Here is a 26,370-nt window from a genome sequence, read left to right as displayed (position 1 = left end):
TGCAGCATGATGACCTCTGTCGTGCTCGTCCCGCAGGGAGAACCGAGAACCGTGACCGCCGACGCACAGCACTGGCTCGACGCCGTCCGCATCGACGCGGCCGTCTCCGCACTGCGCCCCGACTACCGCGCGCTCGTCGTGGTCGCCGAGGGCCTGCGGCCCGGGCCGAGCGACGAGACCGGTGAACGGCATCTGGCGGCGGCCGAGAAGCGGGCCCGCGACCTGCTGGGCGGCCTCCCGCCCGAGGACCACCCGCACCTCGCCGCCTGGCATGAGGCGTTCCGGGCCTTCGGGGCCAAGCCCCGGCGCACCCGCCCCAGCGCGGAGGCGCTGCTGCGCCGGCTGGACGACGGCCTGCCCCGCGTCGACCGGCTCACCGACGTGTACAACGCCGTCTCGGTGGCGCACCTCGTGCCGCTCGGCGGCGAGGACCTCGACCACTACCGCGGTCCGGCCCGGCTGGTCCGGGCCGACGGCAGCGAGCCGTTCGAGGTCGTCGCCGGCGGCGAGCCGGCCGTCGAACACCCCCGCGCGGGCGAGGTGGTGTGGCGGGACGACGCGGGCGTCACCTGCCGCCGGTGGAACTGGCGCCAGTGCGCCCGCACCCGCCTCACGCACGAGACGACCCGCGCCTTCTTCGTACTCGACGCGCTCGGCGCCATGACCGACGACGCGCTGCACGCCGCCGGTGAGGCGCTGGTCGAAGCCCTGGCCGACGGCAGCCCCGGCGCCGCGTTCGCCTCCCGGGTCGTCACCGGCTGACCGGCCGACCGGCTGACCGGCCGACCGGCTGACCGGCTGACCGGCCGAGCCGCTCCGGCGCCCGGACGCGTCCGCGCTAAGCCGCCGCGTGCACCACGCCGGCGAACCGCCGCGCGACCTCGCGCCACACCGGTGTCGCCGCCGCCTCGTCACGCTCCGCCCGCGCCGGGACGTCGTCCGGGTCGAACCCCAGCCGGCGCAGCCGCTCCGGCTCCCAGCGGCGGGTCTGCGCGGCGCTCGCCTCGGGGTGGAACTGCACGCCCCAGGCCCGCTCACCGACCCGGAAGGCCTGGTACGGGCAGCGCTCGCTCTCCACCAGCCACGGCGCGCCCGGCGGCAGCGCGGTGATGGCGTCCACGTGGTTCTCGATCGCGGTGAAGCGTTCGGGCAGGCCGCGGAACAGCACGTCCTCACCGGCCTCCGCGCGCAGCGTCAACGCGGTGCTGCCGACCTCCGGCGCCCCGTGCTCCCCGCGGACCGTGCCGCCCGCGACCTGCGCCAGCAGCTGCCCGCCCAGGCAGATGCCGAACACCGGCACCTCCCGCTCGAGCGCCCGTGTCACCAGCGCCCGCGTCCGCGCCAGCCAGGGCGCGCGGTCGTCGGCGTCCGGCAGATAGCCACCGCCCAGCACCACCACCGCCTGCTGGGAGAGCTCCTCCGGCACCGGCGGACCCTCGGCCCGGTAGCCGTGCGCCACGTCCAGCGCCAGCCCCGCCTCGGTCAGCCACACGCCGAAACGGCCCGGACCGCCGTCCGGGCCGTTCTGTACCACCAGCACGCGGGGTATCCCCGCAGGATCGCTCATGCCTGGGAGTCTCCCAGGCCCAGCTCCGCCTCCAGCACCCGGGCCACGGCGTCCTTGTCGCCCTCCGTCTCGACCCGGGCGACCCGCTGCCGCCCGTAGGCGAACAGCAGCAGCTCCGCCGGCTCACCGCTCACCGTGACCACCGGGGTGCCCTTGTGCGCCACCACGGTCTGGCCGTTCGGGCGGCGCAGGACCAGGCCGACCGGCGAGCGGCGCCCGGACAGCCGGGCGACGGTCTCCAGCCGGCGCCACAGCGCGTCGGCGAACACCGGATCGATCTCGCGCGGCGTCCAGTCCGGCTGCGCCCGGCGGACGTCCTCCGCGTGCACGAAGAACTCCACCACGTTCGCCGCCTCGTCCACCTGCTTCAGCGAGAACGGGGAGAACTTCGGCGGCCCGGTGCGGATGAGCTGGATCAGCTCCTCGTACGGCTTGTCCCGGAACTCGGCCTGCACCCTCTCCAGACGCGCGGCGAGCGGCTTGAGGACGATCCCGCCCGCGGCGTCTGCCCGCCGCTCGCGCACCACCAGGTGCGCGGCGAGATCACGTGTCCGCCAGCCGCCGCACAGCGTCTCGGCCTCCGGCCCGGCACTCTCCAGCAGGTCGGCGAGAAGCAGACGTTCCCGCCTGGCATGAGTCGACATGCCGTCAGCGTACGCCCGTGCGGTTCCTCAGTCCGGGAGCGGAGCGGTGAGTTTCGGGCCGTCCAGTGTGTCGCTCAGGGTGATCGCGCAGGAGATCGTGTCGTCGTCGCCCAGCTGGTACGTCGGCAGCGCCGGGTAGATCGCGTAGTAGTAGTACATCCGGCCGTCCTTGGGCATCGAGTTCAGCCGGGTGTTCACGTCGGAGTGGCACAGCTCCATCACCTTCGTGCGCAGCGCCTGCTCGTCCGCGAAGGTGCCGGTGAGCGTGTCGTTGGTGATGACCTCGCCGTCGTGCGACTCGTCGCACGACCGCGTCTCCACCAGGGAGACGTCGCTGCTCAGCGCCGGGTGGTCGAAGCACTGACCGGGCTCCAGCACGACGAACGGCACCAGATCCTGCCCCGGGGACGTCGGCAGGGAGGAGTCCGGCTCCTGCGAGGCGCCCGGGGCCGGAACGTCCGGGGCACTGGAGGGGTCGGCGCCGCCCGCGCCGGGCTCCTCCTCCGCGCCGGGTGAACTCTCTCCGGTGGCCTCGGCCCTGCTGCTGCCGCCGTCGCCCCCGACCAGCAGCACCACGCCGCCCACCGCGACCGCAGCCGCCAGCACCGAGCCCACCACGATCGCCGCGACCTTGGCACCGCGATTGCCGCCGCCGGGCGGCTGCGGGGGTATCCCGTACGGCGGGCCGGGAAAGCCGGGCTGCCCGTGCGGTGTGCCGTACCCCGGAGGGGGCGGGAACCCGCCGCCCGGCCCCGTCCCCGCTCCGCTGCCGGGCGGGCCGAAGCCGCCGCCGGCCGGCTGCCCCTGGGGAGCCGGCCCGCCGGGCGCGGGCCCGAATCCCTGCGGCGGCCCGAAGCCCGACGATCCTGAACTGCCGTGCGCCTGCGGGTCCTGCGGCGGCGGGGGAAGACTCATGGCGCAAGGATGCCGCATCGCACGGACATCCGGGACCGCGGGGGAGAATGTCCGGTACATGCCCGATCACGCCTGCCCCGCACGCCACACCGGCACCCCGAGCGGCGTTGCGCACCGCACCGCACGCGGCGGCAGAATGGACCCATGACCCGCGTCCCCGCAGACTCCTCCGCACTCGACCCCGCCGTGGCCGCTCGCCTCCGCCGCAACGCCGACGGGCTGGTCCCCGCCATCGCCCAGCAGTACGACACCGGCGAGGTGCTGATGCTCGGCTGGATGGACGACGAGGCCCTGCACCGCACCCTCACCACCGGCCGCTGCACCTACTGGTCGCGCAGCCGCGGGGAGTACTGGGTCAAGGGCGACACCTCGGGCCACGTCCAGCACGTCAAGTCCGTGGCCCTGGACTGCGACGGCGATACCGTCCTGGTCAGGGTCGACCAGACCGGCGCCGCCTGCCACACCGGCGACCACACCTGCTTCGACGCCGCGCCCCTGCCCGTCACCGCCGACGGCTGACCGCCGGCACGCACCCGGCCCCGCCGCCACGCACCCGTCACGGACCCCAGGAACAGGACCCAAGGCCCACATGACCACTCCGGACCTCGACACCTTCCGCCGGCTCGCCAAGGACCGCCGCGTCATCCCCGTCACCCGCCGGCTCCTCGCCGACGGCGACACGCCCGTCGGCCTGTACCGCAAGCTCGCCGGCGAACGCGCCGGCACCTTCCTCCTGGAGTCCGCCGAGAACGGCCGCACCTGGTCCCGGTACTCCTTCGTCGGCGTCCGCAGCGCCGCCACCCTCACCGTCCGCGACGGCCGCGCCCACTGGCTCGGCGACCCGCCCGCCGGCGTCCCCACCGACGGCGACCCGCTGCACGCGCTGCGCGCCACCGTCGAAGCCCTGCACACCCCGCGCGACCTCCACGAGAGCGGCGAACTCCCGCCGTTCACGGGCGGCATGGTCGGCTACCTCGGCTATGACGTCGTACGCCGTCTGGAGCGGATCGGCGACAGCACCCGCGACGACCTGCGCCTCCCCGAGCTCACCATGCAGCTCGCCTCCGACCTCGCCGTGCTCGACCACCGCGACGGCACCGTGCTGCTCATCGCCAACGCCATCAACCACAACGACCTCGACACCGGCGTCGACGAGGCCTACCGCGACGCCGTCGCCCGCCTCGACACGATGGCCGCCGACCTCGACCGCCCCGGACCCGCGGGCGCCGCGGCCCTTCCGCCCTCCGCCCTTCCCGAGCAGGTCTCCCGCACCGGCGGAGGCGCCGCCTACCGCGCGGCCGTGGAGGACATCAAGGAACGCATCCGCGCCGGGGAGGCCTTCCAGGTCGTCCCCTCGCAGCGCTTCGAGACCCCCTGCCAGGCCCCCGCCCTCGACGTCTACCGCGCCCTGCGCACCACCAACCCCAGCCCGTACATGTACCTGTTCCGCTTCGCCGGAGAGGCGGACGACGGGGCCGCGGGCGGCTTCGACGTCGTCGGCTCCAGCCCGGAGGCGCTGGTCAAGGTCGAGGACGGGCAGGCCCTGATGCACCCCATCGCCGGCACCCGGCCGCGAGGCGCCACCCCGCAGCGCGACACCGCACTCGCCGACGAACTCCTCGCCGACCCCAAGGAACGCGCCGAACACCTCATGCTCGTCGACCTCGGCCGCAACGACCTCGGCCGCGTCTGCCGGCCGGGCAGCGTCGAGGTCGTCGACTTCATGTCCATCGAGCGGTACAGCCACGTCATGCACATCGTGTCCACCGTCACCGGCCGCCTCGCCCCCGACCGCACCGCCTTCGACGCCCTCACCGCCTGCTTTCCCGCCGGCACCCTCTCCGGCGCCCCCAAGCCCCGCGCGCTCCAGATCATCGAGGAACTCGAGACCACCCGCCGCGGCGTCTACGGCGGCTGCGTCGGCTACCTCGACTTCGCCGGCGACGCCGACACCGCCATCGCCATCCGGACCGCCGTCCTCCGCGACGGCACCGCCTACGTGCAGGCCGGAGCCGGCGTCGTCGCCGACTCCGACCCCGCCGCCGAGGACACCGAGTGCCGGAACAAGGCCGCCGCCGTGCTGCGGGCCGTGCACACCGCCGCACACCTCGGGGGCGCCACCCGGGCCCCGGGCCCCGGCGGTAGCGTGGGCCCGTGACTTCCGCGCCACCGCCCCGCACCTCCCGCACACCCCGGCGCGCCCTCGCGGCGGCGCTGCTGAGCGGCCCGCTCGGCGCGGCACTGGCACTGATCGCCGCCGGGCAGGTGTGGAGCGAGACCACCACCACGTTCGCCGGCGGCACCCTTCCGGTGACCGCCACCGGCAGCGACATCACCGGCCTGCCCAGCGCCTTCGCCCTCGCCGGCCTCGCGGCCCTGGTCGCCGTCTTCGCCGTCCGCCGCGCGGTCCGCGTCGTCGTCGCCGGCCTGCTCGCCCTCAGCGGCGCCGGCACCGTCGTCGCCGCCGTGGCCGGTGCCCGCGACCACGCCGCGCTCACCGAGAAGGCCGCCCGGGCCAGCGGCCTCACCGAAGGCGCCATCGACGCCGTGCAGGTCAGCGCCTGGCCGTGGATCTCCACCGCGGGCGGAGCCCTGCTGCTGCTCGCCGGACTGCTGGCCCTGGTGTACGGGCGGCGCTGGCCCTCCATGGCGGGCACCGGCCGGTACGAGCGCGGCACCCGCGCCGCCCGGCGCGACACTCCGCCGCCCGTCGACCCCGACCGGCCCGAGGACCTGTGGAAGGCCCTCGACCGCGGCGAGGACCCCACGCACGGCACCCCCTGATCCACCGCGAACGGCGAACGGACACAATGGTGCGGGCGGCGCGCCCGCCCACCGAGGGAAACGACGAGGAGCAGCAACCCATGGCGAAGCACTACCACCACGGAAACAGCCCGGCGGCCTGGACCGGCGTCATCATCGCCTTCATCGGCTTCTGCATCGGCGGTGCCTTCACCGTGACGGCCCAGCCGATCGGCGTGGTGGCCGGCCTGGTCGTGGTGGGCCTCGGCGGCGTGGCCGGCCTGGTGATGCGCTCCATGGGACTCGGCCACGACCCGAACCCGAACGCCCCCCACTGACCTCCACGACGGCTGCCAGCCAGCGACGTCCCCGCCCGTGCGGCGCACACTCCGTGCGCCGCGCGCGGCACGCCGGGACCGCTCCGGCGTCCGCCCGGCCGGACACTCCTCCGGAAAGGCGCTGGCGCCGCCCGCCCGCACCGGACAGGCTGGGACGGTGACCCACGCCCCCACCCCCGCCGGAGCCCGCACCCCAGGCACCCTCACCCGGCTCGCCGCCCCGCTGAGCGCGCTGGCCGCCGTCGTCGGGGCCTTCGCGTACGTCGCCGCTCACGACCCCAACGCGCCCGGCCACTACCCGGCCTGCCCGCTGCTGCAGCTCACCGGCATCCTCTGCCCCGGCTGCGGCGGTCTGCGCACCGCCCACGCCGTCGCCCACGGCGACCTGGCCGCGGCCCTCGGCGCCAACGCACTCGCGCTGGCCGGCATGGCCCTGGCCGCCCTCTTCCTGCTCCACTGGTGCGTCAGGGTGATCCGGGCCCGGCCCGTCACCGTGCCCGTGCGCCCCGTGCACCTGTGGCTCGGCACCGGGCTGGTCCTGGTCTTCACGGTGGTCCGCAACCTCCCCTTCGGGGCGGCGCTCGCCCCCTGAGTTTCGCGGGAACTGTCCGCAATGTGGGATTTGGGGTAACCGGATGCGGGCCCTCCGTTCATGGCCGGATACCATCGCAGTGCCCGACCATCGACATCCCTCAGCCACGAACCCAGCCACGAAGGGGGCCGCTCGCGTGAGTGTGCTTGACGAGATCATCGACGGCGTCCGCGAAGACCTCGCCGAACGGCAGGCGCGGATCAGCCTCGACGACCTCAAGCAGCGCGCCGCGGCCGCCCCCCACGCCAAGGACGGGGTCGCGGCGCTCAAGGGCGACAGCGTCCGGGTCATCTGCGAGGTCAAGCGGTCCAGCCCGTCCAAGGGCGCGCTCGCCGCCATCGCCGACCCCGCCGGCCTCGCCGCCGACTACGAGGCCGGGGGCGCGTCCGTCATCTCCGTCCTCACCGAGCAGCGCCGCTTCGGCGGCTCCCTCGCCGACCTCGAGGCCGTCCGCGCCAAGGTCGACATCCCCGTGCTCCGCAAGGACTTCGTCGTCACGTCCTACCAGCTCTGGGAGGCCAGAGCCTACGGCGCCGACATCGTGCTGCTCATCGTCGCCGCCCTGGAACAGCAGGCTCTCGTCTCCCTCGTCGAACGCGCCGAGTCCCTCGGCCTCACCCCGCTCGTCGAGGTCCACGACGAGGAGGAGACCGCCCGCGCCGTCGACGCCGGCGCGCGCATCATCGGCATCAACGCCCGCAACCTGAAGACCCTCGAGGTCGACCGCGGCACCTTCGAGCGCGTCGCACCCGAGATCCCCGACCACATCGTCAAGGTCGCCGAATCGGGCGTACGCGGGCCGCACGACCTGATCGCCTACGCCAACGAGGGCGCCGACGCCGTCCTCGTCGGCGAGTCCCTGGTCACCGGCAAGGACCCCAAGAGCGCCGTCGCCGACCTCGTCGCCGCGGGCGCACACCCCGCGCTGCGCCACGGGAAGGGCTGACCCCGGTGGACCGGCGACCGCGCCACGCCGCCGCGCCGCGCGACCCGTACGCGCGCCTGCGCCGCGGCTGCCGCCCCCGCGGGTGCCGCGCCCCGGCGCGGAGGGTGCACGGGCGTCGCGTCCGCTACCACATCGGCTGCGAGCCCGGCCAGGTCAACGGACGGCGATGGCCCGCCGCCGCGGCGACGGCCTGACCGCACCTGCTCCCGATCCCGCACCTCCCCCGACCGGCCGACCGGCCCGCCGTGTACGCCGCGTGGCACCGCGCCGCCCGGGATCCCGCCCGCCACGGGCGCCGTCCCGTCCCTCGTGACGGTGGGACGCCGACGGCACCCGGACCGGGGGGTACCGCTGCCGGCGGGGCCTCCGCCGCCCTGCCACGGCGCCGCGCGTGCGGCCCGCGCTCCGGCGCCGTCCACGCCCCGCACCGCCGAGCAGGCGGGCCGTGGCCTGCCGTCGGCGCGTCCCCGCCGTGGCGCCCGGGCCCCGCAGGAGGCTGGAGCCGGCCCCGCGCCCACACGGCGCTCCCCCCTTCAGACGACGAACCGCAAGGAGCACCACGCACATGTCCCGCTTCTTCATCCCCGACCCGGAGGGCCGGGTGCCCACACCCGAGGGCTACTTCGGGGCCTTCGGCGGCAAGTTCATCCCGGAGGCCCTCGTCGCCGCCGTCGACGAGGTCGCCATCGAGTACGACAAGGCCAAGGCGGATCCCGCCTTCACCGCGGAGCTCGAGGACCTGCTGGTCCACTACACCGGACGCCCCAGCGCCCTCACCGAGGTGCCGCGCTTCGCGGAACACGCCGGCGGCGCCCGCGTCTTCCTCAAGCGCGAGGACCTCAACCACACCGGCTCACACAAGATCAACAACGTGCTGGGGCAGGCGCTGCTCACCCGCCGCATGGGCAAGACCCGGGTCATCGCGGAGACCGGCGCCGGCCAGCACGGCGTCGCCACCGCGACGGCCTGCGCGCTGTTCGGCCTCGAGTGCACCGTCTACATGGGCGAGGTCGACACCGAGCGGCAGGCGCTGAACGTGGCCCGTATGCGCATGCTCGGAGCCGAGGTCGTACCGGTGACCTCCGGCAGCCGTACGCTCAAGGACGCGATCAACGAGGCGTTCCGCGACTGGGTCGCGAACGTCGACCGCACCCACTACCTCTTCGGCACCGCAGCCGGCCCGCACCCCTTCCCGGCACTGGTGCGGGACTTCCACCGGGTGATCGGCGTCGAGGCACGGCGCCAGATCCAGGAGCGCACCGACCGGCTGCCGGACGCCGCCGTGGCCTGCGTCGGCGGCGGCTCCAACGCGATCGGCCTGTTCCACGCCTTCCTCGACGACCCCGGCGTCAGGCTGGTCGGCTGCGAGGCCGCGGGCCACGGCGTCGCCTCGGGCGAGCACGCGGCGACCCTCACGGCCGGGGAGCCGGGCATCCTGCACGGCTCCCGCAGCTACCTCCTCCAGGACGACGAGGGCCAGATCACCGAGCCGTACTCGATCTCGGCCGGACTGGACTACCCCGGCATCGGACCCGAGCACGCCTACCTCAAGGACAGCGGGCGCGGGGAGTACCGGCCCGTCACCGACGACGAGGCGATGCGCGCGCTGCGCCTGCTCTCCGAGACGGAGGGGATCATCCCGGCCATCGAGAGCGCCCACGCCCTGGCCGGCGCCCTCGATCTCGGCCGCGAACTCGGCACCGACGGGCTGATCCTGGTCAACCTCTCCGGACGCGGCGACAAGGACATGGACACCGCCGCCCGCTACTTCGGGCTCTACGACGACCAGCCGGGCGGACAGCCGGGCGACACCGAGACCCCCGGGAGCGACCGGTGAGCGGCAACATCGAACTCCTGAACGCCACCCTGGCCCGCGCCCGGAACGAGAACCGGGCCGCACTGATCGGCTACCTCCCGGCCGGCTTCCCCACTGTGGACGGCGGCATCCGCGCCTGCACCGCCCTGCTGGAGGGCGGCTGCGACGTCGTCGAGGTCGGTCTGCCCCACAGTGACCCGGTCCTGGACGGCCCCGTCATCCAGACCGCCGACGACATCGCCCTGCGCGGCGGCGTCCGCATCGCCGACGTGCTCCGCACCGTCCGGGAGGCGCACGCCGCGACGGGTGCGCCGGTCCTGGTCATGACGTACTGGAACCCGGTCGACCGTTACGGCGTGGAGCGATTCGCCGCCGAGCTCGCCGACGCGGGCGGCGCCGGCTGCATCCTCCCCGACCTCCCGGTCGAGGAGGCCGGCGCGTGGACGAAGGCCGCCGAGCAGCACTCCCTGGCCACGGTCTACGTCGTCGCGCCCTCCAGCCGGGACGAGCGGCTGGCCAAGATCACCGCGGCCGGCAGCGGCTTCGTCTACGCGGCGTCCCTGATGGGCGTCACCGGCACCCGGGAATCCGTCGGGCTGGAGGCGAAGGACCTGGTCGCCCGCACCCGGGCGGCCACCGAGCTCCCGGTCTGCGTCGGCCTCGGCGTGTCCAGCGCGGCGCACGCGGCGGAGGTCGCCACCTTCGCCGACGGCGTGATCGTCGGCTCGGCCTTCGTCAAGCGCCTGCTCGCCGCCGCGGACGACCTGGAGGCCGGCCTGGCCGACGTGCGGACCCTGGCCGGTGAACTCGCCTCCGGCGTGCGCCGGGCGGCGGGAGCCTGACGGGACGGCATCCCGCCCCGTGAGGGGTCCCCGCACCGGAGCGCACCGGGTGCGGGGACCTCTTTCGGGGGAACTCCCGCTCCGGGGCGCATGCCGCGACGCCCCCGGCTCGTTGCAGCAGGACGTGACGAGTCAGATGGATCGCGACAGTGTGATGACCGACGACAAGCGCCCGGGAGCCGCGAGCGCCCGCGAGCGCCTGCGCGTGGAGCGGGAACGCGAGCGCCAGTCAGCCAAGCGGCTGCGCACGGTGAAGATGGCCGGCCTGGTCGTCCTCGTGCTCGCGGTCGCGGCGCTGGTCGCCGTGGCGGTGTCCGTGACCGGCAAGGGCGACAGTGCGTCGGGGGAGGCCCGCCCCGTGACCACGGGTCCGGCCGGGGCTCCGGTGACCATGACGGTGTACGAGGACTTCCGCTGCCCCGGCTGCGAGGCGTTCGAGTCGCAGTACCGGGAGACGATCAACGACCTGCGCGACGCGGGCAAGCTGCGGGTGGAGTACCACCTCGTCACCCTCATCGACGACAACCTCGGGGGCCAGGGCTCCCTGTACGCCGCCGAGGCGGCGATGTGCGCGAACGACGCCGGGAAGTTCGTCCCATACCACGACCTGCTGTACACGAACCAGCCGCCCGAGCAGAAGGACGCCTTCGGCGACAGGAAGTACCTGCTGCGGCTGGCACGCCAGGTCGAGGGGCTGTCGACCGCCGAGTTCGAGACGTGCGTGCAGGACGGTCACAACGCCGACCGCGTAGCCCGCACGAACAACGCGTTCCTCGACGCGGGCATCAACCAGACCCCCACCGTCCTCATCGACGGCAAGCCGGCCGGTGCCGACCCGGCCGACCCGCTGACGCCGCAGAAGCTGCGGCAGATCGTGGAGAAGAAGGCCTGACCGCGGCCGTGGACTGTTCCGTACCCGCCGCCGGCGCCGGCGGCCGCGCCTCTCCGGTGCCCTTTCCGGCACCTTTGCGCGGCGTTCCTCCGGTGCGTCCCGGGCAGCGTTATCCAGCCGTTGTGCCGGGCGGCGGCCCCCGGCGGCCGGGCACGGTAGCGTCGGGGGAGCCATGAACACCCTTGCCTTCATTCCCAGCCCCTCGACCGGAGAGATCCATCTCGGTCCGGTCCCGCTGCGCGGCTACGCGTTCTGCATCATCATCGGCGTCTTCCTCGCCGTCTGGCTCGGCAACCGGCGATGGACGGCCCGTGGCGGCCGCACCGGGACGGTCGCCGACATCGCCGTCTGGGCGGTGCCCTTCGGGCTGGTGGGCGGCCGGCTCTACCACGTGATCACCGACTACCAGCTGTACTTCGGCGAGGGCCGCAACTGGGTGGACGCCTTCCGCATCTGGGACGGCGGCCTGGGTATCTGGGGCGCGATCGCGCTGGGTGCCGTCGGCGCGTGGATCGGCTGCCGCCGCCGCGGCATTCCGCTGCCCGCCTACGCGGACGCCGTCGCACCCGGTATCGCGCTGGCCCAGGCTGTCGGGCGCTGGGGGAACTGGTTCAACCAGGAGCTGTACGGGCGCCCCACCGACCTTCCGTGGGCCGTGGAGATCGACCGCGCCCACCGGCCCGTCGAATCCCTCGACGTCGCCACCTACCACCCGACTTTCCTGTACGAGTCGCTGTGGTGCATCGGCGTGGCCTTCCTGGTCATCTGGGCCGACCGGCGCTTCCGTATGGGCCACGGGCGGGCGTTCGCACTGTACGTCGCCGCGTACACCGCGGGGCGCTTCTGGATCGAGTACCTGCGCATCGACGACGCCCACCAGGTACTGGGGCTGCGGCTGAACAACTGGACGGCGCTCGGGGTGTTCCTGCTCGCGGTGGCCTACATCGTGATCTCCCACCGGGTGTCGCCCGGGCGCGAGGAGGTCGTCGAACCGGGCGCCGCCGACGGCGACGGCAGGCCGTCGGCATCGGCGCAGAGCGACGAGGGTGTGCAGAGCGAGACGGACGCGCAGAGCGACGCGGCAGCGGAGAGCGCGGGCAGCGACGAGGGCACCGAGCGCCCGGCGTCCGGCCCGGCCGCCGACGACGCTCCGGCGGCCCCCAGCGAGCAGCCGGGCCGCCGCACCTGAACCGCCCCCCTCTCCCCGCGTGTCCGGGACGGGGGCGCCTCGCCGGGCTCCGGGGCCGCGCCCCCGGAGCCCGCGTGAAGACAGAGGGCGCGGGAAAAGCCCAGGTCAGAGGGGTAAGTACGGCCTTCCTTGCTGGCGCGGAGCGCGCACGCGTGCCTACGGTCGAAGCACCCGACGGTCGCGAAGGAAGGACGGCGCGCCCCATGACCAGCGCCCTGGAAGAGACGCAGGCCCCCGGCGCGGACGCGGAACCGCACGGTCACCGCGACGTCAGCGGCGGCTGGCTGCGTCCCGCGGTGTTCGGCGCGATGGACGGCCTCGTCTCCAACCTCGGCCTGATGACCGGCGTCGCCGGTTCCTCGGCCTCCCAGCAGGCCGTGGTCATCGCCGGCCTGGCCGGTCTCGCCGCCGGAGCCTTCTCCATGGCGGCCGGGGAGTACACCTCCGTGGCCTCGCAGCGCGAGCTGGTGCAGGCCGAGCTGGACGTGGAGCGGCGCGAACTGCGGCGCAACCCGCGGGACGAGATGCGGGAACTGGCGGCCGCCTACGAGGCACGTGGCGTGGAACCGGAACTGGCCGCGCAGGTCGCCGAGCAGATGTCCCGCGACCCCGAGCAGGCGCTGGACGTGCACGCCCGCGAGGAGCTGGGCGTCGACCCCGGTGACCTGCCCTCCCCGACGGTCGCCGCCGTGTCGTCGTTCGGCTCCTTCTCCGTCGGCGCGGCCGTGCCCGTGCTGCCGTACCTCTTCGGCGCCGGAGCCCTGTGGCCGGCCGTCGTGGTGGCGCTGCTCGGGCTGTTCCTGTGCGGCGCGGTCGTGGCGAGGGTGACCGCACGGTCCTGGTGGTACAGCGGCCTGCGGCAGATGCTGCTGGGCGGCGCGGCGGCCGCGGTGACCTACGCGCTGGGCACCGTCTTCGGCGTGGCCGTGGGCTGAGGCCGGTTCTCCGCACCAACCCACCCGGTCCCCCCTGCGGCTGCGCCGTGTGGGCGCGAGCGACCGGAAGCGATGCCGCAGGCAGGCGACGGGGTCCGAGGACCCCGACGGCGTGCCCGCCGGGACGGTGCGTCAGAGCATGGAAAGCCGGTCCACCAGCAACTCCACCCTGCGCTCGGTGTCCTCCGGCGGGAGCCGTCGCGTCCGGGTGAGAGTGGCCAGCCCGTGCAGGGCCGCCCAGAACACCTCGGTGAACAGCGCTGGGTGGACGCCGTCCCCGGCAACCTCGCCGAGGTTCTCCCTCAGGGCGGCGAAGGCGTCCTGCAGCGGCTTGGGGGTGTCCTCGTGCGCGAACGCCAGGCCGCCGTCGAGCTGGAACATGGCGTCGTAGACCGCCGGGTTGCGTTCGGCGAAGTCGAGGTAGGCGCGGGCGAGCGCGGTGACCCGGGCGCGCGGACCGTCTGCGGCGGAGGTCGCGGCCCGCAGTGCCGCGGCCGTCTCGGCTGCGCCCTCGAGGGCGACGGCGCCGATGATCTCGCGTTTGTTGTGGAAATGGCTGTAGAGGACGGGTTGGCTGTATTCGATGCGCTCGGCGAGCCGGCGGGTGGTGACCGCGTCCCAGCCCTGCTGCTCGGCGAGTTCGCGGGCCGTGGCCACGATGAGGCGCTCGCGGGCCGCCCGCTCGCGCTCCTTGCGTTCCTGTACCGACATGATCCGATTCTAGCGTTGCTAGACAAGCGAGCGACAGCAGTACTAGCATTGATTCATCATCTAGCGGTGCTAGATCTCATGAAGGGGAATCATGCTCAACGCACTCCAGGTGTTCACCACCGTGGTCGTCGGCCTGATGGTGGGGGTGGAGTTCTCCGTCGCCTTCGTCATCAACCCGATCCTCAACGCCCTCCCCGGCGACAGTGGCCAACTGGGCCGCGCCCACGGGGGCCGGATGCTCGGCGCCGTCATGCCGGTTTGGTACATCGGCTCGCTCGTCCTCGTCGCGGTCTGGGCCGTCGCCGAATGGCACCACGACGGCGCCGGCCTCGCCGTCACCGCCGGCGCGCTGCTGATTGTCAGCGTGATCATGTCGCTCCTGCTGCTCGTCCCGATCAACAACCGGGGCAAGACCTGGACCCCCGAGCATCGGCCCGCCGACTGGAAGGAGCAGATGAACCGCTGGGACCGCTTCCACTACGTCCGCGTCGCCGTCATCATCGCCGCCTTCACCCTGCTGACCGCCGCCCTCGCCTGAGCACGCGGGCCGACACCGCGCCGGCGGCGCACGATCCCCGCTCCCCGGCAGCAGGCCACCGAAAGGCGAACCGTGGGGCGTCCGCCGCCCGGCCTGCGGTCAGCACGAACGCCGGCGGGCGCACCTGCGGTCGGCGGCGAGGTGGACCCTGCTGGTCTGCCCGCCCCGGGAGCGCCCGGGCCGCGGACGTCAGGGCGCGCTCGGCGCGCGCCGGGTCCGGTGTGTGGGTGCCGGCGCAGCGGTGGGTGCTGAGCGGACTCGCAGCGTTGATGGCGGCGTCGGCTGCCGCGTCGAGGAAGTCGGGGTCGCGATCGGCGCAGGGGGCCAGCGGCGGGACCATCCCCGCGTGTGCGGGGGCCACCACTCCCTGTCCGGCCGGGCGCCCGGCTTGCGCTCGTGCGTCGGGGCCCAGCCCGTCGCGGAAGAAGCTCATCACGCGGCGGAGGCCGACCGCGTCGCGCTGCGCGACGCCGGCGGGGCCCGCTGTGGCCGGTGTGGCCCGGGACACGGTGTGTGACGCTCCGGGCGGGGCATGATCCACGTGTTACCGGACGGTTTCAGCGTCCGCCTTCCGGGGCACAAGCTGGAAAGCCCGCGAGCAACGAGGCCCGCGTCGGCCTGCATGTTTCCGGCCTCAGGGGCCTTCGCCGCGCTGCGGCCGCAGCGCGAGCCGTCCGCATGCTGGATCGAGGAATCCGCCTGCTGGGAAGATGCGTCATCCTGTAACCTGCACGAAAATCTGTTCAGCCAGGGCCGACGTCGTCCCTCGGCGAAAGCACATGCCATGACGACGACGGGAGAGCCGATGCGTGCGGCATTCGAGGCGGCCCACCCTGCCAGGCAGGGGATGTACGACCCCCGGTACGAGCACGACGCCTGCGGCGTCGGCTTCGTGGCCACACTCACCGGCGTTCCCAGCCACGAGCTGGTGCAGCAGGCGCTGACGGTCCTGCGCAACCTCGAGCACCGCGGTGCCACCGGTTCCGACCCGGACACCGGCGACGGCGCCGGAATCCTCCTCCAGGTCCCCGACGCCTTCCTGCGCGACGAGGTCCCCTTCGACCTGCCCGCCGCCGGCGGCTACGCCGTCGGCCTGGCGTTCCTCCCCGCCGAGCCGGCCGCCGAGGAGGAGGCCGTCACGCGGATCGCTGAGATCGCGGCGGAGGAGGGCCTCGACGTCCTCGGCTGGCGTGAGGTGCCGGTCGCCCCGCAGTTGCTGGGCGAGGGCGCCCGCGAGACCATGCCCACGTTCCGGCAGCTGTTCCTCGCCGACGCGGCGGGCGAGCGCACCGGCGTCGCCCTGGACCGGATCGCGTTCGTCGCCCGCAAGCGGGCCGAGCGCGAGGCCGGCACCTACTTCCCCTCGCTGTCCGCCCGCACGCTGGTCTACAAGGGCATGCTGACCACCGGGCAGCTGGAGCCGTTCTTCCCCGACCTGTCGGACCGGCGGCTCACCAGCGCCGTCGCCCTGGTGCACTCCCGGTTCTCCACCAACACCTTCCCCTCCTGGCCGCTGGCCCACCCCTACCGCTTCGTCGCGCACAACGGCGAGATCAACACCGTGCAGGGCAACCGCAACTGGATGCGCGCCCGCGAATCGCAGCTGGTCTCGGACCTGTTCGGCGACGACGCCAAGCTGGACCGGATCTTCCCCGTCTGCACGCCCGGCGCGTCGGACTCCGCGACCTTCGACGAGGTGCTGGAACTCCTGCACCTGGGCGGGCGCTCGCTGCCGCACTCGGTGCTGATGATGGTCCCCGAGGCGTGGGAGAACCACGATTCCATGGACCCGGCCCGGCGCGCCTTCTACCAGTACCACTCCACCATGATGGAGCCCTGGGACGGCCCGGCGTGCGTCACCTTCACCGACGGCACCCAGGTCGGCGCCGTGCTCGACCGCAACGGCCTGCGCCCCGGCCGCTACTGGGTCACCGACGACGGCCTGGTCGTCCTCGGCTCGGAGGTCGGCGTCCTCGACATCGACCCGTCCAGGGTGGTGCGCAAGGGCCGGCTCCAGCCCGGCCGGATGTTCCTCGTCGACACCGCGGAGCACCGCATCATCGAGGACGACGAGATCAAGGCCACGCTGGCCGCCGAACACCCCTACGAGGAGTGGCTGGAGGCCGGTCTGATCGAGCTGGCCGACCTGCCCGAGCGCGAGCACATCGTGCATACCCACCGCTCGGTGACCCGGCGTCAGCAGACCTTCGGCTACACCGAGGAGGAGCTCCGCGTCATCCTCGCGCCGATGGCCCAGACCGGCGCCGAACCGATCGGCTCCATGGGCACCGACTCCCCGATCGCCGCGCTGTCCACCCGGCCCCGGCTCATCTTCGACTACTTCACCCAGCTGTTCGCGCAGGTCACCAACCCCCCGCTGGACGCCATCCGCGAGGAGCTCGTCACCTCGCTGATCTCGCCGCTCGGCCCGCAGGGCAACCTCCTGGACCCCTCCTCGGCGTCCTGCCGCAGCGTCACCCTGCCGTTCCCGGTGATCGACAACGACGAGCTCGCCAAGCTCATCCACATCAACGCCGACGGCGACCTGCCCGGCTTCAAGTCCACGACCCTGTCCGGCCTGTACCGGGTGCACGACGGGGGAGAGGGCCTGGCGGCCCGCATCAAGGAGATCTGCAAGGAGGCCGACGCGGCCATAGCGGCCGGCGCCCGCCTCGTCGTGCTCTCCGACCGGCACTCCGACGCCGAGCACGCGCCCATCCCGTCGCTGCTGCTGACCTCGGCCGTGCACCACCACCTGATCCGCACCAAGCAGCGCACCCAGGTGGGACTCCTGATCGAGGCCGGCGACGTGCGCGAGGTGCACCACGTCGCCCTGCTCATCGGCTACGGCGCCGCCGCCGTCAACCCGTACCTGGCCATGGAGTCCGTGGAGGACCTGGTCCGGGCCGGCACCTTCCTGCCGGGCGCCGACGAGATGGCCCCCGAGGACGCCATCGGCAACCTCATCAAGGCCCTCGGCAAGGGCGTCCTGAAGGTGATGTCCAAGATGGGCATCTCCACCGTCGCCTCCTACCGCGGCGCGCAGGTCTTCGAGGCCGTCGGCCTGGACGAGTCGTTCGTCGACACCTACTTCCACGGCACCACCACCAAGATCGGCGGCGCCGGCCTGGACGTCGTCGCCAAGGAGGTCGGAGCCCGGCACGCCAAGGCGTACCCGGCCACCGGCATCGCCCCCGCGCACCGCGCCCTCGACATCGGCGGCGAGTACCAGTGGCGCCGCGAGGGCGAACCGCACCTCTTCGACCCGGACACCGTCTTCCGGCTCCAGCACTCCACCCGTGAGCGCCGCTACGACATCTTCAAGCAGTACACCCGGCGCGTCGACGAGCAGGCCGAGCGCCTGATGACGCTGCGCGGCCTGTTCCGCATGAAGGAGGGCGAGCGGCAGCCGGTGCCGATCGACGAGGTCGAGCCGGTGTCCGAGATCGTCAAGCGGTTCTCCACCGGCGCCATGTCCTACGGCTCCATCTCCCAGGAGGCGCACGAGACCCTGGCCATCGCCATGAACCGCCTCGGCGGCAAGTCCAACACCGGCGAGGGCGGCGAGGACCCGGAGCGGCTGTACGACCCGCAGCGCCGCTCCGCGATCAAGCAGGTCGCCTCCGGCCGGTTCGGCGTGACCAGCGAGTACCTGGTCAACTCCGACGACATCCAGATCAAGATGGCGCAGGGCGCCAAGCCCGGCGAGGGCGGCCAGCTGCCCGGCCACAAGGTGTACCCGTGGGTGGCGAAGACCCGGCACTCCACGCCCGGCGTCGGCCTCATCTCGCCGCCCCCGCACCACGACATCTACTCCATCGAGGACCTCGCCCAGCTCATCCACGACCTGAAGAACGCCAACCCGGCGGCCCGCATCCACGTGAAGCTGGTCTCCGAGGTCGGCGTCGGCACCGTCGCCGCGGGCGTGTCCAAGGCGCACGCCGACGTGGTGCTGATCTCCGGCCACGACGGCGGCACCGGCGCCTCCCCGCTGACCTCCCTCAAGCACGCCGGCGGACCCTGGGAACTGGGCCTGGCCGAGACCCAGCAGACGCTGCTGCTCAACGGCCTGCGCGACCGCATCGTCGTGCAGACCGACGGCCAGCTCAAGACCGGCCGCGACGTGCTGATCGCCGCGCTCCTCGGCGCCGAGGAGTTCGGCTTCGCCACCGCGCCGCTGGTCGTGTCCGGCTGCGTGATGATGCGCGTGTGCCACCTGGACACCTGCCCGGTCGGCATCGCCACCCAGAACCCGGTGCTGCGCGAGCGCTACGCCGGCAAGGCCGACCACGTCGTCAACTTCTTCGAGTTCATCGCCGAGGAGGTCCGCGAACTCCTCGCCGAACTGGGCTTCCGCAGCCTGGACGAGGCCGTCGGCCACGCCGAACTCCTCGACGTCAGCCGCGCCGTGGACCACTGGAAGGCCGCCGGCCTCGACCTCGGGCCGCTGCTGCACGTGCCCGACCTGCCCGAGGGCGCCGTCCGGCACCAGGTCGTCGAACAGGACCACGGACTGGCCAAGGCGCTGGACAACCAGCTCATCAAGCTGTCCGCGGACGCGCTGAGCGCCGAGTCCGTCGAGGCCGCCCAGCCGGTCCGCGCCCGCCTCGACATCCGCAACATCAACCGCACGGTCGGCACCATGCTCGGCCACGAGGTCACCAAGCGGTTCGGTGGCGCCGGCCTGCCCGACGACACCATCGACGTCACCTTCACCGGCTCCGCCGGCCAGTCCTTCGGCGCGTTCCTGCCGCGCGGCATCACGCTGCGCCTGGAGGGCGACGCCAACGACTACGTCGGCAAGGGCCTGTCCGGCGGCCGCGTCGTCGTGCGCCCCGAACGGGGCGCCGACCACCTGGCCGAGTACTCCACCATCGCCGGCAACACCCTCGCCTACGGCGCCACCGGCGGCGAGATGTACCTCCGGGGCCGCGTCGGCGAACGCTTCTGCGTCCGCAACTCCGGCGCCACCGTGGTCTCCGAAGGCGTCGGCGACCACGGCTGCGAGTACATGACCGGCGGCGCGGCCGTCGTCCTCGGCGACACCGGACGGAACTTCGGCGCCGGCATGTCCGGCGGCTTCGCCTACGTCATCGACCTCGACCCGGCGAACGTCAACGTCGCGCTCCGCCCCGCGCTCAACCCCCTGGACGACACCGACCGGCAGTGGCTGCACGACGTGGTGCGCCGCCACCAGGAGGAGACCGGCTCCACCGTCGCCGAGAAGCTCCTCGCGGACTGGGACGCCGCAGCCGACCGCTTCACCAAGATCGTTCCCCCGCAGTACCAGGCAGTGCTCGCCGCCAAGGAAGCCGCCGAGCGAGCCGGACTCCCCGAGTCCGAGACCCACGAGAAGATGATGGAGGCGGCGCTCAATGGCTGACCCCAAGGGCTTCCTGACCACCGGCCGCGAGGTCGCCGAGACCCGGCCGGTCTCCGAACGCGTGCAGGACTGGAACGAGGTCTACGTCCCCGGTTCGCTGCTCCCCATCATCGGCAAGCAGGCCGGGCGCTGCATGGACTGCGGCATCCCGTTCTGCCACAACGGCTGCCCGCTCGGGAACCTCATCCCCGAGTGGAACGACTACGCCTACCGCGAGGACTGGGCCGCCGCCAGCGAGCGGCTGCACGCCACCAACAACTTCCCCGAGTTCACCGGCCGGCTCTGCCCCGCGCCGTGCGAGTCGGCCTGTGTGCTGGGCATCAACCAGCCGGCGGTGACCATCAAGAACGTCGAGGTCACCATCATCGACAAGGCGTGGGACGCCGGCGACGTCACCCCGCAGCCCCCGGAGCGGCTGTCCGGCAAGACCGTCGCCGTCATCGGCTCCGGACCGGCCGGGCTCGCCGCCGCGCAGCAGCTCACCCGCGCCGGCCACACCGTCGCCGTCTACGAGCGCGCCGACCGCATCGGCGGCCTGCTGCGGTACGGCATCCCCGAGTTCAAGATGGAGAAGCGGCACATCAACCGCCGGATCGAGCAGATGCGGGCCGAGGGCACCAAGTTCCGCACCGAGACCGAGATCGGCGTGGACGTCGACGCGAAGAAGCTGCGCAAGCGCTACGACGCGGTCGTCATCGCCGCCGGCGCCACCACCGCCCGCGACCTGCCCGTCCCCGGGCGCGAGCTGAACGGCGTGCACCAGGCGATGGAGTACCTGCCGCTGTCCAACAAGGTGCAGGAGGGCGACCTGACGGTCTCCCCGATCTCCGCCGAGGGCAAGCACGTCGTCGTCATCGGCGGCGGCGACACCGGTGCCGACTGCGTCGGCACCGCCCACCGCCAGGGCGCCGCGTCCGTCACCCAGCTCGAGATCATGCCCCGGCCGGGCGAGGAGCGCGCCTCCCACCAGCCGTGGCCGACGTTCCCCCTGCTCTACAAGGTCACCAGCGCGCACGAGGAGGGCGGCGACCGCGTGTACTCGGTCTCCACCACCCACTTCGAGGGCGACGAGAACGGCGACGTCCAGTGGCTGCACCTCATCGAGGTGGAGATGAAGGACGGCAAGCTCGAGCAGAAGCCGGGCACCGAGAAGAAGATCCCGGCGCAGCTGGTCACCCTCGCCATGGGCTTCACCGGCGTCGACCGGGAGAACGGCCTGGTCGAGCAGTTCGGCGTGGAACTCGACGAACGCGGCAACGTCGCCCGCGACGCCGACTACGCCACCAACGTCGACGGCGTGTTCGTCGCCGGCGACGCCGGCCGCGGCCAGTCCCTCATCGTGTGGGCCATCGCCGAGGGCCGCTCCGCAGCCCGCGGCGTGGACCGCTACCTCACCGGCGCGGCCAGCACGCTGCACGCGCCGATCAAGCCGACGGACCGCGCGCTCACCGTGTAGCGGCCGTCCCCACCCGTCCCGCACAACGTCGTGCGGACGCGGGACGCAACAGGTCCCGTGGCGCCCGTCTCCCACCCCCGACCGGGAGGCGGGCGCCGACCTGTGCACAGCCGGCCGGACCCCGCGTCCCGCCCCGCCGCCGGTCACCGCCCGAGCGCCAGCGCCCCCGTCGCCGCCGCCGTCGCGGCCACCGACAGCACCAGCCCGGTCACCACGAACCGGCCCGCGGGCACCCGCGTCCCGTGCCGCCTGCACCGCTCCAGGCACAGCAGCGTCGCCAGCGACGCCCACGGCACCACCAGCGCCCCCACGTTCGTGCCGATCAGCAGCGCCGCGAGGCGCTGCGGCTGGTCCACCGGCACCGCGCCCTCACCCGCCAGGTACACCGGCAGGTTGTTCAGCACGTTCGACAGCCCCGCGCCGACGGCCGCGGAACGGAACATCCCCACCACGCCCCCGTCCGCGCCCATCGCCGCCACCAGCCACCCGTGCAGGCCGTGCACCGTGACCGTCTCCACCACCAGAAAAAGCCCCGGCACCAGCACCAGCAGCCGCCACGGGACCAGCGACGGCCGCAGCACCCCCGGCCGCCGCACCGCGAACGCCCCCACCACCACCAGCGCCGCCGCCCCCGACGCCGCCCACAGCGGCACCTCCGCCCCCAAAATCGCCGCCAGGAACCCCGCCGTCGCCACCGCCGACACGGCGAACAGCACCCGGTCCGCGACCCGGAACGGCTCCGGCGAGGCGAGCACACCCCCCTCCGGCCGCGCCGGCCGCCAGTAGAACACCCACAGGCACAGCATCGTCACCGCGACCGCCGCGAGCTGCGGCGCCCACATCAGCACCGCCATGCCCTGCGGCGACAGGCCCAGCCGGTCGGCGGCCAGCAGGTTCGTCAGGTTCGACACCGGCAGCAGCAGACTCGCGGTGTTCGCCAGCCAGATCGTCGTCATGGCCGGCGGCAGCGCGGCGACCCCCACCCGCCCCGCCAGCGCCAGCATCACCGGCGTCAGCAGCACCGCCGTGGTGTCCAGGTTCAGCGCGATCGTCGTCACCGACACGAACACCGAGCACAGCACGAACAGCACCGCGTACCGCCCCCGCGCGGCCCGCGCCACCCCTGCCGCCACCGCGTCGAAAACACCGGCCGCACCGGTCAGCTCCGCCAGCACGATCACCGACGCCAGGAACGCCAGCAGCGGCGCCAGCCGCACCAGCGCCGCCTCCGCCGCGCCCACGTCCAGCAGCCCCGTCGCCACGCACAGCACACCCGCCGCAGCGAGCCCCGCCGCCGCCCCGTCCTGCCCCCGCAGCCCCTTCACCCCCACGCCGCCGACGTACGCAGCCCCCGGAGGGGACTACTCCGCGGCGTCCGCCAGCCGCGCCGGGAACCCGCCGGTCGCCACCGGCCCCCAGCGCCGCGGCGTGACCCGCACGATCGACTTGCCCTGCCGCAGCATCGCCGCCCGGTACTCGTCCCAGTCCGGATGCTCACCGGAGATGCAGCGGAAGTACTCCACCAGCGGCTCCACCGAGTCCGGCGCGTCGACCACCTCGGCGTCGCCGTCCACCTGCACCCACGGGCCGTCCCACTCGTCCGACAGCACCACCACGCTCACCGCCGGCTCCCGGCGGGCGTTGTGCACCTTGGCGCGCTCCGGATAGCTCGACACCACGATCCGGCCCGCCCCGTCCACCCCGCACGTCACCGGCGACGCCTGCACCGAACCGTCGGAACGCCGCGTGATCAGCAGGGACCGGTGCCGTGGACGCACGAAGTCCAGCAGGTCGGCCCGGCCCACCGTGGTGTTCGTCGCGATCGAAGGACTCATGCCGCGGAGCCTATGCGCAAAGCCGCCCCGCGCACGACCACCGGCACGCCCCGCGCCCGCGGCGGCGCACCGCTCAGGTGTCACAGTCCAGTACCGACCGGCACAGCCCGCAGCGCGCCCGCACCGGGCCCCGCACCGGCACACGGAGGCGCTGGAAGCACGTCGGGCAGGCGAACGCCACCCGCATCCCGTCCGCCCCCGCCCCGCCGTCCGCCCCGGCCTGCGCGCCCGTCCCACGTGGACCACCCGGCTCGCCCGTCCCGCCCGGCTCGAACACGTACCCCTCACCGTCGGACAGCGCGCCCCGCCCCGCCGGCCGGCCCCAGCGCCGAGCCCAGCGCCGGTCCCGCACGTACGCCCGGCGCGCCACCCGGCCCGCGCCCGCCAGCGGCGGCCGCTCCACGTCCCGCCGCGCCCTGGCCCGGCCCGCCACATACGCCTCGTACGCCTGCGGACTGGTGAACCACGGCGACGGATCCTCCCCGAACGCCGCCGCGCGCTTCGCCAGCACGTAACCGAACTCCTCGGGAGTCAGATAGCCCAGCTTCTGCGACGACACCCCGTCCTGCCGGAACGCGTCCAGCAACAGCCAGCCCGACCCCAGGAACGCCGCGGCCGTGTCGGTGAGGATCTCGTTCGCCGGCACCCCACGAAAGGCCAGGTCCAGACGATGCAGGTACACGTGCATCACCTCGTGCGCGAGCGCCGCCCCCACGTCCCGCCGATGCGTGCGGAACCGCTCGTTCAGCTCCACGAAGTACTCCGGGCCCGCAGCCAGCTCCACGCTCGCCGCGTGATCCATCGACCGGAACGACACGATGATCCGCGCCTGCGGAAGCCGCAGATGCCGCACCAGCGCCCCCGCCACCCGCTGCGCCCCCAGATGCAGGTCGTCCCCGTCCCCGAACGCCACATCCGCCGGCGCCACGCTCACCCCGAACTGGTCCACCGTGTCCGCCGACAGCCGCCGGTACAGCGCCGTGACCGCCGACCGCACCGTCGGCAGGTGGGGAAAGCCGCGCTCCACCGGGTCCGCCGCCCGGCCCGCCACCGTGCTCATCACCACATCACCCCCACCCGCCATGGTCCCACCGCACGCCGGACCCACCCCGCGACCGCGCCACGCCCGACCGGCATGCGGGCACCCGCTGCGCCGCCGGCCCGCGCCCCCATAGGCTGGAGGGATCATGAACGAGACCGACCGGATCGACGAGTCCGCCGCCGCCCAGCTCCTCGAGCTGCGGGACAGCATCGACAACATCGACGCGGCCGTGGTGCACATGCTCGCCGAGCGCTTCAAATGCACCCAGCGCGTCGGCCGCCTCAAGGCCGACCACCACCTGCCGCCCGCCGACCCCGACCGGGAGTCCCGCCAGATCGCCCGCCTTCGCGAGCTCGCCGAAAACGCGAAACTGGACCCGGCCTTCGCGGAGAAGCTCCTCAACTTCATCATCGCCGAGGTGATCCGCCACCACGAGACCATCGCCGGCAGCGCCCCCGGCGGCAAGAAGACCTGACCCGCACCGGGACGCACGGGACGCACCCTCCCCGGCCCGGCCTGCCGCGCCCCGCACGGGGAAGGCCCGCTACCCGGCCTCGCCGATGCGGTGCACCCGGACCAGGTTCGTCGTCCCCGGCACACCCGGCGGAGAACCGGCCGTGATCACCACCAGATCGCCGCGGGAACAGCGCCCCAGCCGCAGCAGCTCCTCGTCGACCTGCGCCACCATCTCGTCCGTGGTGCGCACCACCGGCACGCAGAACGCCTCCACCCCCCACGACAGGCCGAGCTGCGCCCGCGTCGCCGGCTCCGGGGTGAACGCCAGCACCGGAATCGGCGACCGGTACCGCGACAGCCGCCGCACCGTGTCCCCGGACTGCGTGAACGCCACCAGACCGCGGGCGCCCAGGAAATCGCCGATCTCCGCCGCCGCCCGCGCCACCGAACCGCCCTGCGTCCGCGGCTTGTCCTCCTCCGCCAGCGGACGCAGCCCCTCCGCCAGCATGTCCTCCTCCGCGGCCGCCACGATCCGGCCCATGGTGCGCACCGCCTCCACCGGATGCGAGCCCACGCTCGTCTCCTCCGACAGCATCAGCGCGTCCGCGCCGTCCATCACGGCGTTCGCGACGTCCGAGGCCTCCGCACGCGTCGGACGCGACGCCTCCACCATCGAATCGAGCATCTGCGTCGTCACGATCGCCGGCTTCGCCATCCGCCTCGCCAGCTTCACCGCCCGCTTCTGCACCAGCGGAACCGACTCCAGCGCCATCTCCACGCCCAGCTCGCCACGCGCCACCATGATGCCGTCGAAAGCGTCGACCAGGGCCTCCAGCGCCTCCACCGCATGCGGCTTCTCGATCTTCGCGATCACCGGCACCCGGTGACCCTCCTCGGCCATCACCCGCCGCGCCTCCACCGCGTCCTCCGCACCGCGCACCGACGACAGCGCGACCACGTCCACGCCCAGCCGCAGCGCCCACCGCAGATCCTCGACGACCTTCCCGCCCAGCGCCGAGCCCGGCGACGGCACCCCCGGCAGGTTCACGCCCTTGTGGTCGGAGACCAGGCCGCCACGGACCACCCGCGTCGTCACCACCCCGCCCGACACGCCGGACACCTCCAGCACCACCCGGCCCTCGTCGACAAGGACCTCCGAGCCCGGCCGCACGTCGTCGGCCAGCCCCTCGTGCGTGGTGCCGCACCCCTCGTGGTCCCCCTCGGCCTCCGCCGAGAACAGCCGGAACGCGTCCCCGCGTTCAAGAAGCACAGGCCCCTCGCGGAACCGGCCCAGCCGAACCTTCGGGCCCTGAAGGTCCGCCAGTACGCCGACGCTCCTCCCGACGTCCGCCGACGCCCTCCGCAGCCGCGCGTACCGGCCCTCCAGCTCGACGTGCGAACCGTCGCCCGGAGACAGCCGCACCATGTCCGTCCCCGCCTCGACGAGCGCCCTGATCACCTCATACGAGTCGGAGGCGGGACCCAGGGTGCTGACGATCTTCGCGCGGCGCATGCACCGAGCCTACGACCT

At 73.6% G+C, this 26,370-nt stretch carries 25 protein-coding genes; 17 read left to right on the top strand and 8 right to left on the bottom strand.

The window, feature by feature from the left end; all coding sequences use genetic code 11:
* The first annotated feature begins 51 nt into the window (after nucleotides 1–51).
* Nucleotides 52–762 (top strand): B3/B4 domain-containing protein, encoded by a 711-nt coding sequence (locus RM572_RS14540; RefSeq protein ID WP_311673744.1) that lies wholly within the window; start codon nucleotides 52–54, stop codon nucleotides 760–762.
* 76 nt (nucleotides 763–838) lie between these two features.
* Here the strand turns inward: RM572_RS14540 and RM572_RS14535 are convergent, their stop codons facing one another.
* The 3 genes from RM572_RS14535 to RM572_RS14525 are packed head-to-tail and all read right to left on the bottom strand — an operon-like array spanning nucleotide 839 to nucleotide 3,126.
* A complete protein-coding gene (locus tag RM572_RS14535; RefSeq protein ID WP_311673743.1) occupies nucleotides 839–1,567 on the bottom strand; it encodes a type 1 glutamine amidotransferase in 729 nt (242 codons plus the stop codon).
* Nucleotides 1,564–2,211, bottom strand: a complete 648-nt coding sequence (locus tag RM572_RS14530) for a TIGR03085 family metal-binding protein (protein ID WP_311673742.1) — start codon at nucleotides 2,209–2,211, stop codon at nucleotides 1,564–1,566. Before RM572_RS14530 ends, RM572_RS14535 begins: the two co-directional genes overlap by 4 nt.
* Before the next feature lie 27 nt (nucleotides 2,212–2,238).
* Nucleotides 2,239–3,126 carry a hypothetical protein gene (locus RM572_RS14525; RefSeq protein WP_311673741.1) on the bottom strand — a complete coding sequence of 296 codons (888 nt, stop codon included), beginning with the start codon at nucleotides 3,124–3,126 and terminating at the stop codon, nucleotides 2,239–2,241.
* A gap of 144 nt (nucleotides 3,127–3,270) precedes the next feature.
* On the opposite strand from RM572_RS14525, the gene hisI reads away from it, so the two are divergent.
* The 12 genes from hisI to RM572_RS14465 all read left to right on the top strand — a co-directional run bounded on the left by hisI (nucleotide 3,271) and on the right by RM572_RS14465 (nucleotide 13,418).
* A complete protein-coding gene (gene hisI, locus RM572_RS14520; protein WP_311673740.1) occupies nucleotides 3,271–3,645 on the top strand; it encodes a phosphoribosyl-AMP cyclohydrolase in 375 nt (124 codons plus the stop codon).
* A 70-nt stretch (nucleotides 3,646–3,715) separates the two neighbouring features.
* Entirely contained in the window at nucleotides 3,716–5,284 is a 1,569-nt protein-coding gene (locus tag RM572_RS14515; RefSeq protein WP_311673739.1) for an anthranilate synthase component I, read from the top strand.
* A complete protein-coding gene (locus RM572_RS14510; RefSeq protein WP_311673738.1) occupies nucleotides 5,281–5,910 on the top strand; it encodes a TIGR02234 family membrane protein in 630 nt (209 codons plus the stop codon). The genes RM572_RS14515 and RM572_RS14510 overlap by 4 nt, the downstream gene beginning before the upstream one ends.
* Before the next feature lie 80 nt (nucleotides 5,911–5,990).
* Nucleotides 5,991–6,206, top strand: a complete 216-nt coding sequence (locus RM572_RS14505; protein ID WP_037789062.1) for an HGxxPAAW family protein — start codon at nucleotides 5,991–5,993, stop codon at nucleotides 6,204–6,206.
* A gap of 157 nt (nucleotides 6,207–6,363) precedes the next feature.
* A complete protein-coding gene (locus RM572_RS14500; protein WP_311673737.1) occupies nucleotides 6,364–6,798 on the top strand; it encodes a DUF2752 domain-containing protein in 435 nt (144 codons plus the stop codon).
* 136 nt (nucleotides 6,799–6,934) lie between these two features.
* Nucleotides 6,935–7,744 carry an indole-3-glycerol phosphate synthase TrpC gene (gene trpC / locus RM572_RS14495; RefSeq protein WP_311673736.1) on the top strand — a complete coding sequence of 270 codons (810 nt, stop codon included), beginning with the start codon at nucleotides 6,935–6,937 and terminating at the stop codon, nucleotides 7,742–7,744.
* The gene (trpM, locus tag RM572_RS14490; protein WP_311673768.1) at nucleotides 7,741–7,938 is read left to right on the top strand and encodes a tryptophan biosynthesis modulator TrpM; all 198 of its coding nucleotides are present in this window, start codon (nucleotides 7,741–7,743) and stop codon (nucleotides 7,936–7,938) included. Before trpC ends, trpM begins: the two co-directional genes overlap by 4 nt.
* 371 nt (nucleotides 7,939–8,309) lie before the next feature.
* Nucleotides 8,310–9,581 carry a tryptophan synthase subunit beta gene (gene trpB, locus RM572_RS14485; RefSeq protein ID WP_311673735.1) on the top strand — a complete coding sequence of 424 codons (1,272 nt, stop codon included), beginning with the start codon at nucleotides 8,310–8,312 and terminating at the stop codon, nucleotides 9,579–9,581.
* Complete coding sequence (gene trpA / locus RM572_RS14480) at nucleotides 9,578–10,402, top strand: tryptophan synthase subunit alpha (RefSeq protein ID WP_311673734.1); 825 nt, start codon at nucleotides 9,578–9,580, stop codon at nucleotides 10,400–10,402. The genes trpB and trpA overlap by 4 nt, the downstream gene beginning before the upstream one ends.
* A gap of 154 nt (nucleotides 10,403–10,556) precedes the next feature.
* The gene (locus RM572_RS14475) at nucleotides 10,557–11,294 is read left to right on the top strand and encodes a DsbA family protein (RefSeq protein ID WP_311673733.1); all 738 of its coding nucleotides are present in this window, start codon (nucleotides 10,557–10,559) and stop codon (nucleotides 11,292–11,294) included.
* Nucleotides 11,295–11,466: 172 nt separating this feature from the next.
* Complete coding sequence (gene lgt, locus RM572_RS14470; RefSeq protein ID WP_311673732.1) at nucleotides 11,467–12,483, top strand: prolipoprotein diacylglyceryl transferase; 1,017 nt, start codon at nucleotides 11,467–11,469, stop codon at nucleotides 12,481–12,483.
* A 203-nt stretch (nucleotides 12,484–12,686) separates the two neighbouring features.
* Entirely contained in the window at nucleotides 12,687–13,418 is a 732-nt protein-coding gene (locus tag RM572_RS14465) for a VIT1/CCC1 transporter family protein (protein ID WP_311673731.1), read from the top strand.
* 132 nt (nucleotides 13,419–13,550) lie between these two features.
* Here the strand turns inward: RM572_RS14465 and RM572_RS14460 are convergent, their stop codons facing one another.
* Nucleotides 13,551–14,129, bottom strand: a complete 579-nt coding sequence (locus tag RM572_RS14460; RefSeq protein WP_311673730.1) for a TetR/AcrR family transcriptional regulator — start codon at nucleotides 14,127–14,129, stop codon at nucleotides 13,551–13,553.
* Between the two features lie 91 nt (nucleotides 14,130–14,220).
* Here RM572_RS14460 and RM572_RS14455 point away from each other — a divergent pair, with 91 nt between their 5' ends.
* The 3 genes from RM572_RS14455 to RM572_RS14440 all read left to right on the top strand — a co-directional run bounded on the left by RM572_RS14455 (nucleotide 14,221) and on the right by RM572_RS14440 (nucleotide 21,506).
* Nucleotides 14,221–14,667, top strand: coding sequence for a DUF1772 domain-containing protein (locus tag RM572_RS14455; RefSeq protein WP_311673729.1), 447 nt, complete (start codon nucleotides 14,221–14,223; stop codon nucleotides 14,665–14,667).
* A gap of 847 nt (nucleotides 14,668–15,514) precedes the next feature.
* Entirely contained in the window at nucleotides 15,515–20,050 is a 4,536-nt protein-coding gene (gene gltB / locus RM572_RS14445; RefSeq protein WP_311673767.1) for a glutamate synthase large subunit, read from the top strand.
* A complete protein-coding gene (locus tag RM572_RS14440; RefSeq protein ID WP_311673728.1) occupies nucleotides 20,043–21,506 on the top strand; it encodes a glutamate synthase subunit beta in 1,464 nt (487 codons plus the stop codon). The genes gltB and RM572_RS14440 overlap by 8 nt, the downstream gene beginning before the upstream one ends.
* A 143-nt stretch (nucleotides 21,507–21,649) precedes the next feature.
* Here RM572_RS14440 and RM572_RS14435 read toward each other — a convergent pair whose 3' ends face one another.
* The 3 genes from RM572_RS14435 to RM572_RS14425 all read right to left on the bottom strand — a co-directional run bounded on the left by RM572_RS14435 (nucleotide 21,650) and on the right by RM572_RS14425 (nucleotide 24,401).
* Complete coding sequence (locus tag RM572_RS14435) at nucleotides 21,650–22,837, bottom strand: ArsB/NhaD family transporter (protein WP_311673727.1); 1,188 nt, start codon at nucleotides 22,835–22,837, stop codon at nucleotides 21,650–21,652.
* A 30-nt stretch (nucleotides 22,838–22,867) separates the two neighbouring features.
* Complete coding sequence (locus tag RM572_RS14430) at nucleotides 22,868–23,341, bottom strand: PPOX class F420-dependent oxidoreductase (protein WP_311673726.1); 474 nt, start codon at nucleotides 23,339–23,341, stop codon at nucleotides 22,868–22,870.
* A gap of 73 nt (nucleotides 23,342–23,414) precedes the next feature.
* Nucleotides 23,415–24,401 (bottom strand): hypothetical protein, encoded by a 987-nt coding sequence (locus tag RM572_RS14425; protein WP_311673725.1) that lies wholly within the window; start codon nucleotides 24,399–24,401, stop codon nucleotides 23,415–23,417.
* Between the two features lie 127 nt (nucleotides 24,402–24,528).
* On the opposite strand from RM572_RS14425, the gene RM572_RS14420 reads away from it, so the two are divergent.
* Entirely contained in the window at nucleotides 24,529–24,858 is a 330-nt protein-coding gene (locus tag RM572_RS14420; protein WP_311673724.1) for a chorismate mutase, read from the top strand.
* Nucleotides 24,859–24,927: 69 nt separating this feature from the next.
* Here RM572_RS14420 and pyk read toward each other — a convergent pair whose 3' ends face one another.
* Nucleotides 24,928–26,352 carry a pyruvate kinase gene (gene pyk / locus RM572_RS14415; protein WP_311673723.1) on the bottom strand — a complete coding sequence of 475 codons (1,425 nt, stop codon included), beginning with the start codon at nucleotides 26,350–26,352 and terminating at the stop codon, nucleotides 24,928–24,930.
* Between the last annotated feature and the right edge of the window lie 18 nt (nucleotides 26,353–26,370).

It is taken from the genome of Streptomyces hazeniae (assembly GCF_031845485.1).
GTDB classification, from domain to species: domain Bacteria; phylum Actinomycetota; class Actinomycetes; order Streptomycetales; family Streptomycetaceae; genus Streptomyces; species Streptomyces hazeniae.
The sequence above is the reverse complement of the archived record's forward strand: the minus strand, read 5'-3'. Positions and strand labels throughout refer to the sequence as shown.

What these genes read in the sequence shown, in the direction of transcription:
- RM572_RS14535 (WP_311673743.1), bottom strand. Translation starts at nt 1,567, where the DNA reads ATGAGCGATCCTGCGGGGATACCCCGCGTGCTGGTGGTACAGAACGGC.
- RM572_RS14530 (WP_311673742.1), bottom strand. Translation starts at nt 2,211, where the DNA reads ATGTCGACTCATGCCAGGCGGGAACGTCTGCTTCTCGCCGACCTGCTG.
- RM572_RS14525 (WP_311673741.1), bottom strand. Translation starts at nt 3,126, where the DNA reads ATGAGTCTTCCCCCGCCGCCGCAGGACCCGCAGGCGCACGGCAGTTCA.
- hisI (WP_311673740.1), top strand. Translation starts at nt 3,271, where the DNA reads ATGACCCGCGTCCCCGCAGACTCCTCCGCACTCGACCCCGCCGTGGCC.
- RM572_RS14515 (WP_311673739.1), top strand. Translation starts at nt 3,716, where the DNA reads ATGACCACTCCGGACCTCGACACCTTCCGCCGGCTCGCCAAGGACCGC.
- RM572_RS14505 (WP_037789062.1), top strand. Translation starts at nt 5,991, where the DNA reads ATGGCGAAGCACTACCACCACGGAAACAGCCCGGCGGCCTGGACCGGC.
- trpB (WP_311673735.1), top strand. Translation starts at nt 8,310, where the DNA reads ATGTCCCGCTTCTTCATCCCCGACCCGGAGGGCCGGGTGCCCACACCC.
- RM572_RS14475 (WP_311673733.1), top strand. Translation starts at nt 10,557, where the DNA reads ATGACCGACGACAAGCGCCCGGGAGCCGCGAGCGCCCGCGAGCGCCTG.
- lgt (WP_311673732.1), top strand. Translation starts at nt 11,467, where the DNA reads ATGAACACCCTTGCCTTCATTCCCAGCCCCTCGACCGGAGAGATCCAT.
- RM572_RS14465 (WP_311673731.1), top strand. Translation starts at nt 12,687, where the DNA reads ATGACCAGCGCCCTGGAAGAGACGCAGGCCCCCGGCGCGGACGCGGAA.
- RM572_RS14460 (WP_311673730.1), bottom strand. Translation starts at nt 14,129, where the DNA reads ATGTCGGTACAGGAACGCAAGGAGCGCGAGCGGGCGGCCCGCGAGCGC.
- RM572_RS14455 (WP_311673729.1), top strand. Translation starts at nt 14,221, where the DNA reads ATGCTCAACGCACTCCAGGTGTTCACCACCGTGGTCGTCGGCCTGATG.
- gltB (WP_311673767.1), top strand. Translation starts at nt 15,515, where the DNA reads ATGTACGACCCCCGGTACGAGCACGACGCCTGCGGCGTCGGCTTCGTG.
- RM572_RS14440 (WP_311673728.1), top strand. Translation starts at nt 20,043, where the DNA reads ATGGCTGACCCCAAGGGCTTCCTGACCACCGGCCGCGAGGTCGCCGAG.
- RM572_RS14430 (WP_311673726.1), bottom strand. Translation starts at nt 23,341, where the DNA reads ATGAGTCCTTCGATCGCGACGAACACCACGGTGGGCCGGGCCGACCTG.
- RM572_RS14425 (WP_311673725.1), bottom strand. Translation starts at nt 24,401, where the DNA reads ATGAGCACGGTGGCGGGCCGGGCGGCGGACCCGGTGGAGCGCGGCTTT.
- RM572_RS14420 (WP_311673724.1), top strand. Translation starts at nt 24,529, where the DNA reads ATGAACGAGACCGACCGGATCGACGAGTCCGCCGCCGCCCAGCTCCTC.
- pyk (WP_311673723.1), bottom strand. Translation starts at nt 26,352, where the DNA reads ATGCGCCGCGCGAAGATCGTCAGCACCCTGGGTCCCGCCTCCGACTCG.